This is a genomic window from Bilifractor sp. HCP3S3_D3 (assembly GCF_052063915.1).
GTDB lineage: Bacteria > Bacillota > Clostridia > Lachnospirales > Lachnospiraceae > Bilifractor.
The window spans coordinates 64,869-81,201 of the sequence record NZ_JBQHWP010000003.1 but is presented as its reverse complement, the minus strand read 5'-3'; the positions used below and the strand labels follow the sequence as shown (position 1 = coordinate 81,201).

14 protein-coding genes are annotated in these 16,333 nt (G+C 52.0%); 12 read left to right on the top strand and 2 right to left on the bottom strand.

Annotated features, from left to right (window positions below; all coding sequences use genetic code 11):
• Positions 1-42 precede the first annotated feature (42 nt).
• The 8 genes from ACTNDI_RS02655 to ACTNDI_RS02620 all read left to right on the top strand — a co-directional run bounded on the left by ACTNDI_RS02655 (position 43) and on the right by ACTNDI_RS02620 (position 8,613).
• Positions 43-1,599 carry a DUF4190 domain-containing protein gene (locus tag ACTNDI_RS02655; protein WP_441099206.1) on the top strand — a complete coding sequence of 519 codons (1,557 nt, stop codon included), beginning with the start codon at positions 43-45 and terminating at the stop codon, positions 1,597-1,599.
• Positions 1,600-1,644: 45 nt separating this feature from the next.
• A complete protein-coding gene (gene trmD, locus ACTNDI_RS02650; protein WP_441099205.1) occupies positions 1,645-2,856 on the top strand; it encodes a tRNA (guanosine(37)-N1)-methyltransferase TrmD in 1,212 nt (403 codons plus the stop codon).
• A 117-nt stretch (positions 2,857-2,973) separates the two neighbouring features.
• Positions 2,974-3,321 carry a 50S ribosomal protein L19 gene (rplS, locus tag ACTNDI_RS02645; RefSeq protein ID WP_441099204.1) on the top strand — a complete coding sequence of 116 codons (348 nt, stop codon included), beginning with the start codon at positions 2,974-2,976 and terminating at the stop codon, positions 3,319-3,321.
• Positions 3,322-3,406: 85 nt separating this feature from the next.
• Positions 3,407-4,573 carry an iron-containing alcohol dehydrogenase gene (locus ACTNDI_RS02640; RefSeq protein ID WP_441099203.1) on the top strand — a complete coding sequence of 389 codons (1,167 nt, stop codon included), beginning with the start codon at positions 3,407-3,409 and terminating at the stop codon, positions 4,571-4,573.
• Positions 4,574-5,227: 654 nt separating this feature from the next.
• Positions 5,228-5,935: a signal peptidase I gene (gene lepB / locus ACTNDI_RS02635; protein WP_441099202.1), complete on the top strand. Its 708-nt coding sequence runs from the start codon at positions 5,228-5,230 to the stop codon at positions 5,933-5,935.
• A 148-nt stretch (positions 5,936-6,083) separates the two neighbouring features.
• Positions 6,084-6,929: a ribosome biogenesis GTPase YlqF gene (ylqF, locus tag ACTNDI_RS02630; RefSeq protein WP_441099201.1), complete on the top strand. Its 846-nt coding sequence runs from the start codon at positions 6,084-6,086 to the stop codon at positions 6,927-6,929.
• 41 nt (positions 6,930-6,970) lie between these two features.
• Entirely contained in the window at positions 6,971-7,705 is a 735-nt protein-coding gene (locus ACTNDI_RS02625; RefSeq protein WP_441099200.1) for a ribonuclease HII, read from the top strand.
• Between the two features lie 530 nt (positions 7,706-8,235).
• Entirely contained in the window at positions 8,236-8,613 is a 378-nt protein-coding gene (locus ACTNDI_RS02620) for a YraN family protein (protein ID WP_441099199.1), read from the top strand.
• 236 nt (positions 8,614-8,849) lie between these two features.
• On the opposite strand, the gene ACTNDI_RS02615 is transcribed toward ACTNDI_RS02620, so the two are convergent.
• Positions 8,850-10,019, bottom strand: coding sequence for a ribose-phosphate pyrophosphokinase (locus tag ACTNDI_RS02615; protein WP_441099198.1), 1,170 nt, complete (start codon positions 10,017-10,019; stop codon positions 8,850-8,852).
• A 208-nt stretch (positions 10,020-10,227) separates the two neighbouring features.
• Here ACTNDI_RS02615 and ACTNDI_RS02610 point away from each other — a divergent pair, with 208 nt between their 5' ends.
• The 4 genes from ACTNDI_RS02610 to ACTNDI_RS02595 all read left to right on the top strand — a co-directional run bounded on the left by ACTNDI_RS02610 (position 10,228) and on the right by ACTNDI_RS02595 (position 14,642).
• Positions 10,228-11,622, top strand: coding sequence for a DUF512 domain-containing protein (locus ACTNDI_RS02610; RefSeq protein ID WP_441099197.1), 1,395 nt, complete (start codon positions 10,228-10,230; stop codon positions 11,620-11,622).
• Positions 11,576-12,907 carry a ribosome biogenesis GTPase Der gene (gene der / locus ACTNDI_RS02605; protein WP_441099196.1) on the top strand — a complete coding sequence of 444 codons (1,332 nt, stop codon included), beginning with the start codon at positions 11,576-11,578 and terminating at the stop codon, positions 12,905-12,907. The genes ACTNDI_RS02610 and der overlap by 47 nt, the downstream gene beginning before the upstream one ends.
• Before the next feature lie 3 nt (positions 12,908-12,910).
• A complete protein-coding gene (locus ACTNDI_RS02600) occupies positions 12,911-13,570 on the top strand; it encodes a glycerol-3-phosphate acyltransferase (protein ID WP_441099195.1) in 660 nt (219 codons plus the stop codon).
• A gap of 64 nt (positions 13,571-13,634) precedes the next feature.
• Entirely contained in the window at positions 13,635-14,642 is a 1,008-nt protein-coding gene (locus ACTNDI_RS02595) for an NAD(P)H-dependent glycerol-3-phosphate dehydrogenase (RefSeq protein ID WP_441099194.1), read from the top strand.
• Between the two features lie 24 nt (positions 14,643-14,666).
• Here the strand turns inward: ACTNDI_RS02595 and ACTNDI_RS02590 are convergent, their stop codons facing one another.
• Entirely contained in the window at positions 14,667-15,533 is an 867-nt protein-coding gene (locus ACTNDI_RS02590) for an aldo/keto reductase (protein ID WP_441099193.1), read from the bottom strand.
• Between the last annotated feature and the right edge of the window lie 800 nt (positions 15,534-16,333).

Sequence of the window (16,333 nt, the reverse complement as noted above, 5' to 3'; positions counted from 1 at the left end):
GCAGAGCGTGTTATCTCGATTGAGAAGAGAGGTATACACGAATTGAAAAAATGCATACATTGTGGCGCGGAACTGCCGGATGACGCAAAGGCGTGCAATAACTGCGGCTGGCCGGTCGGTAAACCGGATACGATTTCCGGGAGTTCACCTGAAATACCACGGGGATCATCGGAGACGCCTTCCGAAGAGCGCAGCGCCGGAACGGACGCGGAAGTAAATAAATCCGGGGACACAAAGACACCCGCGGCTCTGGATACACCGGAAGAGCAGGAGAAAACGGCAGAGCAGGAGAAAACAGCAGGAGCTTTGGGAGCCGCGGATTTTCCGGAAGCGGAAGATATTGACCATAAAGAACAGAATGCGGCATCGACCGCGACTGACGCGGAGACAGCGAAAACAGAATCCGAAGTGCGGGAAGAACAGAATGCGGCATCGGCTGCGACTGATTCGGAGACGGCGAAAACAGAATCCGACGTGCGGGAAGAACAGAATGCGGCATCGGCTGCGACTGACGCGGAGACGGCGAAAACGGAAGCCGGCGTGCGGGAAGAACAGAATGCGACACCGGCTGCGACTGACGCGGAGACGGCGAAAGCGGAAGCCGGCACACAGGAAGAGCAGAAGATCGCCATGGCTGCGGCGGGTCACGGCGTTATATGGGATAAGGCTGATTCCGAGGACAAGATCGACATTCCTTGGGATCCGGAAGAGGCTGACCGGAAGAAGGCAGAGGCCAGAAACGGCGGCGGAGACGGCGGATTTGGGAATGCGGAAAGTTCCGGGAATCACACGGATGTGTTCCGGAACAGAAGCGGTGAAGAACATTCTGAGCAGCCCGGAGGCTACTGGTTCCAGGGAAAATGGCATCCCATCTCGGATCTGAATTCCGGTGAGAGCAGTAATCGGGAAAGGACGGGATCCGGTAACGGCAGGTACTGGGAAAATGGTGCCTGGCATGATGGTCCGTCTGCCGGAAATTGGAAAAATAACCGTGACAGTTCTGAGAACAGCGAAAATGCGGGCGGCTGGAACGGAAGTGGTTCAAACGGAGGAAATTCCGGAAACGGCTGGAACAGTGGGAAAGCAGATAGTGGCTGGAACAACGGCAGTTCGAACGGCGGGTGGAATAGCAGCAGTTCGAACAGCGGCTGGAATAATGAACAGAATACCAGCTGGAACAGCAGCAATTCAAATGGAGGCTGGTCCGGAAACCAGGGAAATGGTTCTTACGGACAGGGTTATGGTCCCGGATATCCGATCAGGAACAACAGCTTTGCGGTTGCGGCAATGGTACTCGCGGTCATTTCGATCTTTCTGAACAGCCTGTACTGTATCCCATCGGTGCTCGGCATTTTCTTTGCAATTGTCGCACTGAACCAGATCCGGAAAAATCCGAGGGCATACAGGGGAAGGGGGATGGCAATAGCGGCGCTGATTATGTGTATCGTGCTGTTTATCGTCTATCTGATTGCCTTTATCGAGGTCTTCAGGCTGATGCGGGATCCTGCGTTCATGAAACAGATTGAGGATTATCTGAAGCAGCTGCAGGGAGCTGCTTCCTCATCCGCCGGTCAGGCGGCAGCGATGTTCCGTATGTGAGACTGGAGAAGACACTGAGAAGAATCCCTTCACGAGGTATGCAGCTTGAATTTTTATGTATTGACTTTGTTTCCGGAAATGATACAGAATGCCGTGGGAACGAGCATCACCGGACGCGCCATCAAGAACGGCAGCATCCGTGTAGACACTGTGAATATCCGTGATTTTTCTACGAGAAAGACCATGCGCGTGGACGATTATCCCTATGGGGGAGGCGCGGGGATGGTGATGGAGCCGGAACCGGTATTCCGCGCGGTGAAATCCGTTGAGGCAAGGATCGGACGGAAGCCGAGGGTGGTCTATATGACCCCGCAGGCGCGGGTGCTGGACCAGACAAAAGTGGAATCGCTTGCGCAGGAAAAAGATCTGGTCATCCTTTGCGGTCATTATGAGGGGATCGATGAGCGTGTTCTCCAGGAAACGGTGACCGATTATATTTCGATCGGCGACTACGTGCTTACGGGAGGAGAACTGGGAGCCCTGGTTCTGATTGACGCGGTGTCCCGATTTGTGCCCGGTGTACTTTCAAATGAGGAATCCTCGCAGTTCGAATCTCTGCAGGACAATCTGCTTGAATATCCTCAGTACACGAGACCGGAGGTGTGGCATCAGCAGAGTGTTCCTCCGATTCTGCTGTCCGGCGATCATCTGAAGATCGAGGAGTGGAGACATGAGGAATCTCTGAAACGTACAAAGGAGCGCCGTCCGGATCTTTTGAAGAACAGCTATCGCGTGATCTGCGTGAGCTATGGAGAACCGGGGGCGGCGGAAAATGGACGTCTTCTGACGGAATCTGTATCCCGTTACGGGGAATACATGGATTATAACCGACGGAAGCTGCAGAAAACGCTTCTTCGCATGAAACCGTGGAACCTGCTGCTTCTGGTAATGCCGGGGGCTGCGGGAGAGGACAGCGCATTTCCTGCGGAGATGCCCGGAGCGGCAGGGGTGGAGAAGGCGAAGCCTGCGGCGATTCCGGGAGCTGCGGGAGAGGAGAAGACAGCCTCTGCGGAGGGGAAGACCGCCGTCCGTTATGACCCGTCCGTTCCGTTTGCGGAGCGGTTCCGCGGCCTGTACGGTTCAGAGACACCGGCGGTTCTCGTTGGCAGCGATGACGAGATCGAGAAGGCTTCGGCCTTCCTCGAAAACCGCAAATTCCGTGTAATTGCCCGGGTCAGCCCTGCGGTGTTCGGCGGGGATTCGCTTCTTCGTAATGCCGCGCTGGATATCAGGGAAAAAGTCTTGCATTTCCACTGAGCATAAGGTATAATGTCAAAGTCTGTGGACAGGTGAGCAAGTCCCGGATGATGGTCCGCTGTCACGTTTATCGGTGGTATGAACATCCATTTTATATAGTATCAAGGAGAGATAGAAATGAACGAGATTATCAAGAAGATCGAAGAAGAGCAGCTGAAGAAGGACGTTCCGCAGTTCCGCGTTGGCGATACCGTTAAGGTTTACGGCAAGATCAAAGAGGGAAACCGTGAGAGAATTCAGGTATTCGAGGGTGTCGTACTGAAGAAGCAGGGTGGAAGCAACCGCGCTACATTCACGGTTCGCAAGACTTCCAACGGCATTGGCGTTGAGAAGACATGGCCGCTTCATTCTCCGCTTGTAGAGAAGGTGGAGGTTGTTCGCCAGGGTAAGGTTAGACGTGCAAAGCTGAACTACCTCAGAGGTCGTTCCGGTAAAGCCGCAAAGGTTAAAGCGCTGGTTAAATAATTCATTTCAGACGGACAAGGAGGCCCCGAAAGGGAGCCTTCTTTTTGTTTTATCGGATGTGAATAATTCCGGGAAAGGTGGCAAAATGTACAATTTCAGATTCAGTATTCCCACAACAATTTATTTTGGAAAGGGACAGATCTCTCATCTGTCAGAGCTTTCCGATTATGGATCAAAGGTTCTGCTCGTCTATGGCGGCGGGAGTATCAAGCGGAACGGAATCTATGACACGGCGATGAAGATCATGAACGATGCGGGGCTTACGGTGATGGAGCTTTCGGGGGTTGAGCCAAATCCCAGAATTGAGACGGTGCGTAAGGGCGTTGATCTCTGCAAAAAAGAGCAGATCGACATGGTTCTTGCGATCGGCGGCGGAAGTACGATTGATTGTGCGAAGGCTGTGGCCGCTGGAGCTGCGTACGACGGCGATGCCTGGGATCTGGTACTTGATCCGTCGAAGATTACCGGGGCTCTTCCGATTTTCTCCGTTCTGACGATCGCCGCGACCGGTTCTGAGATGGATAAGTTTGCGGTTATCTCGGATATGACAAAGAATGAGAAGTGGGGAACATGCGCTGAAGCGATGAAACCGACGATGCCCATTCTTGATCCGGAATATACCTATTCCGTCTCCCGCAGGCAGACCGCGGCAGGAACCGCTGACATGATGAGCCACACTTTCGAGAACTATTTTACAAAGGAACCCGGATGCGACGTCCAGCAGAGATTCGCGGAGGGCCTTCTGAAGACCATGATCAAATATGGCCCGGTTGCTTTGAAGGAGCCGGATAACTACGATGCGCGTGCAAATCTGATGTGGGCGGCAAGTCACGCGATCAACGGACTGATCTCAGACGGCAGCAAGCCGACATGGTGTGTTCATCCGATGGAGCATGAGCTGTCAGCTTTTTATGACATCACACATGGAGAGGGACTTGCCATTCTCACTCCGGTCTGGATGGAATTCGTTCTCGGAAAGGATCCGTCTGTTGTCCGGAATTTTGCGGAATATGGCAGAAATGTATGGGGGCTTTCCGGTGAGGATGAGGCGAAAATCGCAAAGGACGCGATCGCGAAGACGCGGACATTTCTTTTCGAGACCATGGGACTTCCCTCCAATCTCCGCGCGGTCGGAATCGACAGCACGGAGAATTTCGAGACGATGGCGGCGAAGGCGGCCAGGAAGAGCGTGGGAAGCTTCGTACCGCTTACCAGAAGGGATATTGTAGAGATTTACCAGGCTGCCTTTTGATGGAACTGCCTTCAGATCGGTCAGCTTTCGGATAGGTTAGCTTTCGGATAGCTGTTGTACAGTGAAACAGGTGCGAATTCCCCTCGTCGGCTCCTGTTTTCTTGCCTTCGAAATCGCATCCAGTCTCTTACACACGCTTCGCGCGTGATGATCCTGTCTGCGTTTTCGAAGAGCTTATACAGTAAACCTCATACGATAAGTTGTGCCATATACTGTATAAGTTCCTGCGTCACTTCGCTGCTTCGCAGCTTCCGTGCCGCTAACAGGTGACCGACTTCGTCGGTCTGTCGCGGCGTTCGCCCCACCGCTTCACACTTTGTGTGAGCGGATGTGGCTCACTGCCCGCGCATATTCGCATTCCCGCGTTGCTTCGCACCGCTCCATGCTCATACCTGTTGTCGTCGCTAATGTTCTTGCCCACTGGTGAGCAAGCTCCCCGTGGGCCAAGAACATTGCGACTGGACTTATACAGTAAAGAGATTTTTCTTCTGCGGGACCATCGGTCTTTGCTGTGGACAGTTCCCACGGCGGCGGAAGGAGGATCTCTTTTTTGCGTGAATCGGTCTCTTTTTTGCCCGAATCGGTCGTGGCGATTTTACGGCTTATGTGGTATGATTTAGCAATACAGTTTACAATGGACGGGGAGCGGAAGTTATGGGGAGAATGAAAAGAAAACGGCAGGAGACGCCGGCCGGTGTGAAAACGGTGGAACAGCAGGCACTGGAACGACGGCAGGCAGAGGCGGCGCTCCGGCGCGATGCGGAACGGGAGGCCGATAAACCGGAGGATCCGGGTGTTCAGGAGAGCCGGAAAGGGGTGAAGAAGGCGTACCAGCATTCGCGTGGATTCCGGATCGGAGGATGGTGCGCTGCAGCAGCCTGCGTACTTATTCTGGCGTTTCTGTTTGCACAGGCATTCTGTCATGCGATTGTGATCAACGAGGGGTCTATGGAACCGACGTTATCAGCGGGACAGACCTGTCTGATTAATGAGGCGGCATACAGGCTGAGCCGGCCAAAGCGCGGAGATATTATTGTTTTTCGTTCAGGGAACGGAAGGTATGGGGAGGGCCTGCGGATCAAGAGGATCGTGGGACTGCCCGGAGAGACGGTTCAGATCAGCGATGGAAGGATACTGATTAACGGGACGGCGATGAAAGATGACTTTGCCTCAATCGTTGATCCGGGTGTGGCGTCAGAACCAGTCACTCTTGACGCGGATGAGTATTTCGTGCTCGGAGACAACCGCAACGGGAGCGAAGACAGCCGTTATGACGCGGTCGGGAATATTGCGGAATCGGAGATCGTGGGGAAGCTGTGGCTCCGTGTGCTGCCGTTTCGAAAGCTTTCGGTTCTGAGGTGAGAGAATTGTAAAGCCGGAATTGTACAGCCGGAATCTTATATCCGGGAACGCGCGGTCGAATTTATTTGAAAGGCATTTACACATCTGTCTTCTTGTGACGGCGGCAGGAAGGCTCATGTGCGGAAGAATCATTTTCGGGAGGTTCTGAATGGAAATACAGTGGTATCCGGGACATATGACGAAGGCAAAACGTCAGATGCAGGAGGATCTGAAACTGATTGATATCATCATTGAGCTGATCGACGCGAGAATTCCTTATTCCGGCCGGAACCCGGATATTCGCAGCATGGGCGCACAGAAATCGAGGCTGATTGTACTCAACAAGGCGGACCTTGCGGATGAGAAAAGGAACAGGCTGTGGATGGAATATTATCAGCAGCAGGGAGCCCAGGTCCTGCTGGCGGATTCGAGAAACAGAGGAACCTTGAAACAGATCCAGCCGCTGATCCGGGAGGCATGCAGAGAGAAAATAGAAAGAGACCGGCGCCGGGGGATCCGGAACCGCACGATCAAAGCGATGGTTGTGGGCATACCGAATGTCGGGAAATCGACCTTTATCAACTCCATGGCCGGAAGGGCTTCGGCAAAGACAGGCAATAAACCCGGTGTCACCAAGGGAAAGCAGTGGATTCATCTGAGTAAGGAACTTGATCTGCTGGATACCCCGGGCATCCTGTGGCCGCGGTTTGACGATCCGAAGGCCGGGGTGCGCCTGGCATTTATCGGCTCTGTCAGTGATGATGTGGTGCAGACCGAGGAACTTTCGCTGGAACTGATCCGCTATCTGACAGCGGAATATCCGGGCATGCTGGAGGCAAGGTATGGCGTCTCCGAATCGGAAGAACCGGTAAAGATTCTGGAGAATATCGCAGTAAACAGGAAATGCCTGTCGGCCGGAAATCAGGTATCATACGAGAAGGCGGCGGCTATCCTGCTGGATGAATTCCGCAGAGGCGCTCTCGGGAGAGTGACGCTGGAGATCCCCGAAGCTTGATGTTTTTACGAAATGTCTCCGTAAAGTCTCAGGCTTTGGTAATGGGGAGGTCAGGCGGCAATAATGAGATCAGGTATGCTGAGGCCGTAAGAAGAAAGGACCGTATGTCAGATATGACGAAGAAAGAGGAAGCGGAATTAAAGCGGGAGGCAAAGCTTCGGAAGGAAATGGAGCGGGTAGAGGCTCTCTGTGAGTTTGAAAAAAAATATCCGGACTGTGAACTGATCTGCGGGATCGACGAGGTGGGAAGAGGACCTCTTGCCGGGCCGGTGATGGCAGGAGCCGTGATTCTTCCGAAGGAGATCCGGATCCGCTATATCAATGATTCCAAGAAGCTCTCCGAGAAAAGACGAGAGGAGCTGTTTGAGGTGATTTCGCGGGAAGCCACTGCGATCGGGATCGGAACGGCTTCTCCGGAGAGGATCGATGAGATCAACATCCTTCAGGCAACATATGAGGCGATGCGGATGGCAGTCGGAAAGCTCGGGGTAAGTCCGGATCTGCTCCTGGTGGATGCGGTTCATATTCCGGATCTGGCGTTCAGACAGGTCTCCATTGTAAAGGGAGACGCGAAGAGCCAGAGCATTGCTGCGGCCAGCATTATGGCGAAAGTTACCAGAGACCATCTCATGGAGGAGTATGACCGGAGATTTCCGGAATACCGGTTCGCGAAGAACAAGGGGTACGGAACGGCAGAGCATATTGCGGCGCTTAAGGAATACGGTCCCTGTCCGATTCACCGGAGAACATTTATCGGCCATTTTGTTGACGTCTGATAAGGCGCGTTTTTGCATTTCCCGATTTTTTTACATAGAAATTCAGTTTTTCTTTCTGGCGACGTGTAAAAAATCCATCCGTCTTTTACATGTTGCATTGCATTTCCAAAATCTTCGCCCTTCACAAGACGGCTGGCGATGCAAATCATTAAATCCACGGAATCGCCGCTCTTCACAAAATGGCCGGTTGGAGAAAAACAAGAATCTAATACGTTTGTCTGTTGGTTCTTGTACCGTCAGTTTTGCACATCTGGGGCAGGAAAAAATCCTGATGATTCTGATCCCCGATTCCGGGGGCAATTTCCCTTGTTTCTGATAATAAAACGAAAATACATGTAACGACCCAGCGCACCATTAATAAAACGAAAATACATGTAACGACCCGGCGCACCATATAATAAAACGAAAATATATGTAACGACCCGGCACACCATATTAAAACAAAAATATATGTAACGATTCATCACATTGTAATTTTGAGCGGAAAAGACTGCTTGTGGGCTTTAAAACGGATGGATTGGAGGAAAAGGGTGAATAAGAGGAAAACGGGATCAAAATACGAAACGCTGGCGGCAAGGTATCTGGAGGATAAGGGCTATCTGATTCTTTGCCAGAATTTCCGGTGCCGCACGGGGGAGATTGACCTGATCGCGAGGGATGAGACGAAGGAACAGAGAACTCTTGTTTTCGTAGAGGTGAAATACAGAAGAAACGGCGCCGCCGGACTGCCCGAGGAGGCAGTCAATGAAAATAAAAGAAGAAGAATCAGCCGGGCGGCAGATTACTTCCGGATGCAGTACCGGATTTCTCCGGATATGCCGTGCCGGTTTGATGTGATAGCGATCGAGGGTGACAGGCTGAGGCACCATGTCAGTGCATTTGAGTATGAGGCGCAGAGGCAGTATTGAATGTATGGAAAGGGACATGGAGAGTTGGCTCTGGGATGCAGGGATGAGAGCCGGCATTGAGAGACGGTATTGGGATGCAACTCAACGAGATAAAACACGCTGCGCGAGTTTTATCTCGCTATCGCGACGCTCGCCGCACACGAATACTTCGCATTCGGCTGCGGCTCACTGTTCGCGTAAAAAAATACTGCCGCACAAATTGAATTGTACGGCAGTTATAGTCTTTATGGTCTGAGTTAGCGTCCGTGCTGCTTGAGAAGCTTATTGATCTTCAGGGTGTTGTCACGCACCTTGTTGATGGATACGTCGTGATTCAGGGTATCAATGATGCTGGCCATGTACTTACCCATCTTCGCGGTGGAATACCACGGGCGGGAGAGCAGTTCCGGTGTCTGGTAGATCAGGTTGGTGGTGATGACCTTCTTGATCATTCCCTTTTCGTAGTATTCATCAAATTTGGCCAGTCCGTCCGTGAACAGACCGAAGGTGCAGCAGACATATACGTTGCGGGCACCGCGGCTTTTCAGCTGTGTCGCGACATCGAGCATGCTGCCGCCGGAGGAAATCATATCGTCGATGACGATGCAGTCCTTGCCTTCTACGGAGTCGCCGAGGAATTCGTGGGCGACGATGGGGTTCTTGCCATTGACGATTCGGGAATAATCACGGCGCTTGTAGAACATGCCCATGTCAACTCCGAGCACATTGGAGAAATAGATGGCGCGGGACATGGCTCCCTCATCCGGGGAGATGATCATCAGGTGGTCATTTGAAATCTGGATATCGGACTCTGTCTTCAGCAGTGCCTTCAGAAACTGATAGGTCGGGAAGAAATTATCAAAACCGTGAAGCGGAATGGAGTTCATGACGCGCGGGTCATGTGCGTCAAAGGTCAGAATATTGGTCACGCCGTAGTCCACGAGCTCCTGCAGGGCAAGCGCACAGTCGAGGGATTCCCTTCCGGTTCTCTTGTGCTGGCGGCTTTCATACAGGAACGGCATCATGACGCTGATTCTGTGTGCCTTTCCGTTTGCCGCGGCGATGACGCGCTTGAGGTTCTGGAAATGGTCATCAGGGCTCATGTGGTTGATGTTTCCGAACTCGCTGTAGGTGACGCTGTAATTGCATACATCAACAAGGATGAAAAGGTCAACGCCCCGTACGGACTCATTGATGACACCCTTGCCCTCGCCGCTTCCGAAACGGGGAAGGTTCACGTCGATGATGTAATTGTCTGTGGCATATCCATAGGTGTCCTTCTTTGCGGTGTTCTGGGCAGAAATCTCCTGCCGGAACTGGATCAGATACTTGTTGATGGTCTTAGCCATTTCTTCGCATCCGGGCAGAGCGATCAGCTTGAGAGGAGCGACTGCAGATGCATTCACCAGATATTTTGTATTAGCCATGAAAGCCTCCGGTATAATGTTTTTTCACAACGGGATGCCCGGAAATTCGCGTAAAAAACGGCTCCGCTATAGCAGATAATGAATTCGCACGGGCGTACACGACACATATTAGCATTGAAAAAAAGGGGTGTCAATGCCTGCTTCCGCGGTCAAGTTGCTTTTTCAGTGCGGATTTGTTATGATTTGAAGGATGATCGGAGGATGGAAAATGGGAAAGACTGCACATATAATAAGGAAAATCGAGCCCGGAAGCATTGCTGAGGAAATGGAAATGGAGCCCGGCGATGAGATCCTGAAGATCAATGGAAACGATATCGAGGATATTTTTGATTACCGGTTTTTAATGAATGACAGTTATATTGTGGTCCTGCTGAAAAAGAAGAAATCCGGCGAAGAATGGGAACTGGAAATTGAGAAGGATCCGGATGAGGACCTTGGTGTGGAGTTTGAAAACGGGCTGATGGATGACTACAAATCCTGCAGCAACCACTGCGTTTTCTGCTTCATAGACCAGATGCCGAAGGGGATGCGGGATACGCTTTATTTCAAGGACGATGATTCCAGGTTGTCTTTCCTTCAGGGCAACTATGTCACGCTGACGAACATGAGCGACAGCGATATCGACCGGATTATCCGCTACCGAATGGAGCCCATCAATATTTCGTTCCAGACCACGAATCCGGAACTCCGCAGGAAGATGCTTCACAACCGGTTTGCGGGAGATGTTTTTCCGAAGGTGAAGCGGCTGGCGGACGCCGGGATCGAGATGAACGGGCAGATCGTTCTCTGTAAAGGCCTGAATGACGGGGAGGAGCTGGAACGGACCATCCGGGATCTCACCGGATACCTGCCTGCTCTCCGGAGCCTTTCCGTTGTTCCGGTTGGGCTCTCCAGGTTCCGGGACGGTCTGTACCCCCTCGAGCCGTTCAATGGAGATGATGCGGCGAAGGTAATTGACCGTATCGAAAGCTGGCAGAAAAAGCTGTACCCAAAGTACGGAGTGCATTTTGTGCATGCGTCGGACGAGTGGTATCTTCTGGCGGGCAGGGACATTCCGGAGGAGGAGCGGTATGACGGCTATCTTCAGCTGGAAAATGGTGTCGGCATGCTGAGGCTTCTGGAGACAGAGGTGAGAGAGGAGCTGCGGGAACGCAGCGGAGATGACAGGACACGGAACCTGACGATTGCGACGGGACAGCTTCCTGCCGATACCATTCGAAAGCTGTGCGGACTGATCCGGGAGAAATATCCGCAGGTCTGCGTCCGGATCGTACCAATCCGGAATGACTTTTTCGGCGAGAGAATCACTGTGTCCGGACTTGTCACAGGGACGGATCTGATTCGTCAGCTGAAGGGAAAGGAACTCGGGGAGGAGCTTTTGATTCCCTGCAATATGCTTCGTTCCGGGGAAAATGTTTTTCTAGATGACATCACGGTTGAACAGGTTATAATGGAACTAAAGGTTCCCGTCACTGTGGTGGATCCGGAGGGAAAGGATTTCTGCCTTGCGGTTCTCGGAGAGACGAAGGGCAGTACACATAGAAGGAGACAGATGTATGAGCAAACCGATCGTAGCAGTTGTGGGACGCCCGAACGTGGGTAAGTCTACATTATTTAATGCTCTTGCAGGAGAGAGAATCTCCATTGTGAAGGATACGCCCGGAGTGACCAGGGACCGGATCTATACCGATGTCAGCTGGCTCTCCCATGAGTTTACGATGATTGATACCGGTGGAATCGAGCCGGACAGCAGCGACGTGATCCTCTCGCAGATGAGAGAACAGGCGATGATCGCCATCGACACCGCGGATGTGATCATTTTTATGACCGACGTTCGTCAGGGACTGACGGACGCGGATTATCAGGTTGCCACCATGCTGCGCAAGAGCCGGAAGCCGATTGTGCTTGCCGTGAATAAGGTGGACAGCTTCAAGACACAGCAGATGGATGTATATGAGTTCTATAACCTTGGTATAGGAGAGCCTTATGCGATTTCTGCAGAAGGAAAGCAGGGACTTGGGGATCTTCTAGATGCGGTGATTTCGAAGTTCCCAGAGGGAGCAGAGGCGCAGGAGGAGGACGAGAATCCCAGAATTGCCGTTGTCGGGAAGCCGAATGTCGGAAAGTCCTCCATTATCAATAAACTGCTCGGCGGTAACCGGGTCATTGTATCGGATATCGCAGGCACCACAAGAGATGCGATCGACACGGTTATTTCCCGGAACGGGAAGAATTATACCTTCATTGATACCGCGGGTCTTCGGAGAAAGAGCAAGATAAAGGAGGACCTGGAGAGGTACAGCATCATCCGGACTGTATCTGCGGTAGAGCGCTGTGATATCGCTGTTGTCGTGATCGACGCGACGGAAGGAATCACCGAGCAGGACGCGAAGATCGCAGGAATCGCCCACGAGAGAGGGAAGGGGCTGATTGTCGCGGTGAATAAGTGGGATGCGGTCGAGAAGGATGATAAATCCGTGAAGGAGTTTACGAACAAGGTGAGAAATACCCTCTCCTTTGCTTATTACGCGGAGATTATCTTCATATCCGCCAAAACCGGACAGAGACTTCCGAAGCTCTTTGACACCATCGATGAGATTTTGGATTCGCAGACGCTTCGTGTGCAGACCGGTGTTCTGAATGACATCCTGACCGAAGCTCTTGCCATGCAGCAGCCGCCGTCAGATAAGGGAAGGAGGCTGAAAGTTTTTTATATGACACAGGTAGCGGTGAAGCCGCCGACCTTTGTAATCTTTGTGAATGAGAAGAAACTGATGCATTTCTCTTATCAGAGATATCTGGAGAACCGGGTGCGTGATGCCTTCGGTTTTAAGGGAACCGCGATCCGTTTCATTATCAGGGAGAGACAGGACAAGGAGGAGAACTGAGAGATGCTTGCACGGGCTTGCAGTCTGCTGATCGGATACGGATTTGGTCTGTTTCAGACCTCTTATTTCATCGGAAAAGCAAAGGGCGTGGACATCCGGAAGATGGGGAGCGGCAACGCGGGAACGACTAACGCGCTTCGCACGCTCGGAACGAAAGCCGGTCTCATGACGATGGCCGGGGACGTAATGAAGTGTATTCTTGCTGTTATTCTTACCTGGCTGATTTTCCGCAATTCATACCCGGAGCTCTTCCCGCTTCTCAAGATCTGGACAGCTGCCGGAGTCATCCTCGGACATGACTATCCGTTCTATATGGATTTTCGAGGGGGCAAGGGAATCGCTGCGACGGCGGGAATGGTCATCGCTTTTGGCGACTGGCCGATGATACTGGTGGGTACGGTGCTGTTCTTTTCGATTTTTTTCGCGACTCACTATGTGTCTCTGAGCTCGCTGTCACTGTCTACGGAGTTTCTGGTATTTCTCTGCGTTTTTTGTGCAATGGGAAGATATTCGATGACAACAGCCCGGCTCACGGAGATGTGTGTGCTTACGGCGATCCTCACCGCACTCGCGTATTTCCAGCATCGTGGCAATATCAAGAGGCTTGCGGCCGGGTGCGAAAGGAAGACTTATCTGAGTCATCGCCATCCGTCGGATAAATAATAACGGTGACTCGCGCATTGCAGCGGGGCCGTGGCGGCACGGCAGATATTAGGGAGGTGAATCGATGGCAAAAATCAGTGTGATTGGTTCGGGAAGCTGGGGGACCGCGCTTACCTGGCTTTTATGCAATAATGGTCACGAGCTGACCCTTTGGTCCTACCGCGCGGAAGAAACGGAAATGTATCAAAAGAATCATCAGAACACGGATAAACTTCCGGGTGTGATTCTTCCGGATTCCGTGGAGTATACGACAGATCTCGGGGAGGCCTGTGCCGGAAGGAATCTCATTGTGCTGGCAGTTCCTTCTCCTGCCCTGAGGAATACGGCACACAAGATGAGTGGACTGGTCCGGCCCGGACTGCTGATCGTCAGTGTGGCAAAGGGGATCGAGGAAAATTCTCTGATGACAATGAGCGAGATCATTGAGCAGGAGATTCCGCAGGCGGATGTGGCTGTTCTTTCCGGCCCCAGTCACGCGGAGGAGGTCGGAAGAGGCCTTCCGACGGCTATTGTCGCCGGGGCGCACAGCAGAGAGACCGCGAACCGGGTGCAGTCCGTCTTTATGTCGCCGGTATTCCGGGTGTACACAAGCTCGGACATGAAGGGAATTCAGCTCGGGGCGGCATTGAAGAACGTGATGGCTCTTGCGGCGGGAATTGCGGACGGGCTCGGATACGGGGACAACACAAAGGCGGCGCTGATCACCAGAGGAAGCGCAGAACTTGCAAGGCTTGGAGGCGCGATGGGCATTCACATGAGAACGCTCTACGGTCTGTCCGGAATTGGTGATCTGATCGTAACCTGCGCGAGTCTGCACAGCCGCAATCGGAAGGCGGGCTATCTGATGGGGCAGGGATATACCATGGAAGCCGCGATGAAGGAAGTGCACCAGGTGGTCGAGGGCGTATATTCTGCCAGGGCGGGAAAAATGCTCGCGGAGAAATATCACGTGGATATGCCGATCGTGAATGAGGTGAATGAAGTGCTCTTTCACGGAAAGCCCGCCCGTGACGCCGTAAATGAGCTGATGCAGCGGGACGGAAAAGATGAGATCGAAGAGTGGGACGAATAAGTTATCCTTTAATCAATCCGTCTGTCAGTCAGTCAGAACCGCCCATTCCGTATCAACAAGATCCTGAGGGATGTGAGCGGTGCGAAGCCCTTCATCCATCGCGTCGATTGCGGTCATCTCCGGTTCTGTGAGGGCAAAATCAAAGATGTCCGCGTTTTCCACGATGCGGGAAGGGTGTACGGATTTCGGAATCACTGAGATGCCCCTCTGTATCAGCCACCGGAGACCGGTCTGGGCGGCCGTTTTTCCGTATTTTTCGCCGATCTTGATGAGAATCTCGCGGTCCTTGTATGCGCCGCGCGCGAGCGGCGCATAAGCCTGAACCTGAATACCGTGGCTCTGGCAGTAATTTACGGTTTCGCGCTGACGCCAGAGGGGATGGCATTCTATTTGATTGAGTACCGGAACAACGCCGGTTTCCTGCTCAAGACATTCGAGCTGAGCCGGGGAAAAATTGCTCACGCCGATGGATCGGGCAAGTCCTGATTCCTTCAGGCGGATCAGTTCCCTCCAGGTCTGCCGGGTACATCCCGGAACCGGCCAGTGAATCAGGTATAGATCGATATAAGCGGTTCCGAGCCTGTCCAGCGTCCGCTGGAAGGCACCCGACACGTCTCCGAGCCGCTGGGCGTTGTTCCAGACCTTCGACGTGAGAAAAATCTTCTCTCTCGGAATATCAAGGTCCCGGATGGCATTTCCCAGAAGTTCTTCATTGCCGTAGACAGAAGCAGTGTCAAACAGCCGATAGCCGCAGCGGTAAGCTGCATCCACGGCAGTATGCATGTCTTTTTCATCAGTTGTCTTGTAAACCCCGAGCCCCAGGAGCGGGATGGAATTCCCGTCGTTCAGGGAGTGAGAGGGGATATTTATCTTCTTAAATACTTCGGTCATAGTCTGATACCTCACATTAAAACATCTGAAATACTCTGCCTATCATTTGATACCCATTGAAAATGATTTACGCGAACAGTGAGCCGCAGCCGAATGCGAAGTATTCGTGTGCGGCGAGCGTCGCGATAGCGAGATAAAACTCGCGCAGCGTGTTTTATTTCGCTTTTGCTCAATTGCTCCGGTTATCTTTGAACATCCGGTTGATAAATATCAGAACGATAAGATGTGACATTGCTTACAGCTGCAAGACGAAGCTGAGAATGCCGGAATGTGCAGAATGCATGAAAAAGTATGGAAATTACGGATGAAATCATTTAAAATAGAGATGTTACCGGAAACATAATATCTGAAAGCGGGGGAAAATGCACAGCGCCATTGATGATATTCCCTGCACAGATGGAAAATATTGCTATTATCATAATACACATTGTGAAAAAGTGCAATCATCACCGCGGCGTAAGGACAGATATGCGCTGTGTTTGCAAAAAAATACAATTTTTTGATACCCTGCGGAAGAATTGTGCAGATTACATTAAAAAGACGTGCCAAAAATGTGCAAGTTTTCGGGCTGGAGAACCCCCTGGGGAGGATGGTGACGGCAACAGACAAAAGCTCTTCCTGTTGTCAAGGATGACTTGTGCATACCTGTACAAAAAGATCGGGATTCAGGAGAAGTTTAATTTTGTGAAAACGTTTTTTTACGTTCACTTTGTACAAAAAACGAGCCCTTCGCCAAATGACTTCTATTGATATTTTCCATGGGTGAGTATATAATCAAAGTGATTGTGAAAAGAATATCA

Excerpts from the sequence above, each read along its gene's own strand:
- ACTNDI_RS02600 (WP_441099195.1), top strand. The coding sequence starts at position 12,911 with ATGCTTGCACGGGCTTGCAGTCTGCTGATCGGATACGGATTTGGTCTG.
- rplS (WP_441099204.1), top strand. The coding sequence starts at position 2,974 with ATGAACGAGATTATCAAGAAGATCGAAGAAGAGCAGCTGAAGAAGGAC.
- ylqF (WP_441099201.1), top strand. The coding sequence starts at position 6,084 with ATGGAAATACAGTGGTATCCGGGACATATGACGAAGGCAAAACGTCAG.
- der (WP_441099196.1), top strand. The coding sequence starts at position 11,576 with ATGAGCAAACCGATCGTAGCAGTTGTGGGACGCCCGAACGTGGGTAAG.
- ACTNDI_RS02640 (WP_441099203.1), top strand. The coding sequence starts at position 3,407 with ATGTACAATTTCAGATTCAGTATTCCCACAACAATTTATTTTGGAAAG.
- ACTNDI_RS02590 (WP_441099193.1), bottom strand. The coding sequence starts at position 15,533 with ATGACCGAAGTATTTAAGAAGATAAATATCCCCTCTCACTCCCTGAAC.
- ACTNDI_RS02595 (WP_441099194.1), top strand. The coding sequence starts at position 13,635 with ATGGCAAAAATCAGTGTGATTGGTTCGGGAAGCTGGGGGACCGCGCTT.
- ACTNDI_RS02625 (WP_441099200.1), top strand. The coding sequence starts at position 6,971 with ATGGGGAGGTCAGGCGGCAATAATGAGATCAGGTATGCTGAGGCCGTA.
- ACTNDI_RS02610 (WP_441099197.1), top strand. The coding sequence starts at position 10,228 with ATGGGAAAGACTGCACATATAATAAGGAAAATCGAGCCCGGAAGCATT.
- ACTNDI_RS02615 (WP_441099198.1), bottom strand. The coding sequence starts at position 10,019 with ATGGCTAATACAAAATATCTGGTGAATGCATCTGCAGTCGCTCCTCTC.
- lepB (WP_441099202.1), top strand. The coding sequence starts at position 5,228 with ATGGGGAGAATGAAAAGAAAACGGCAGGAGACGCCGGCCGGTGTGAAA.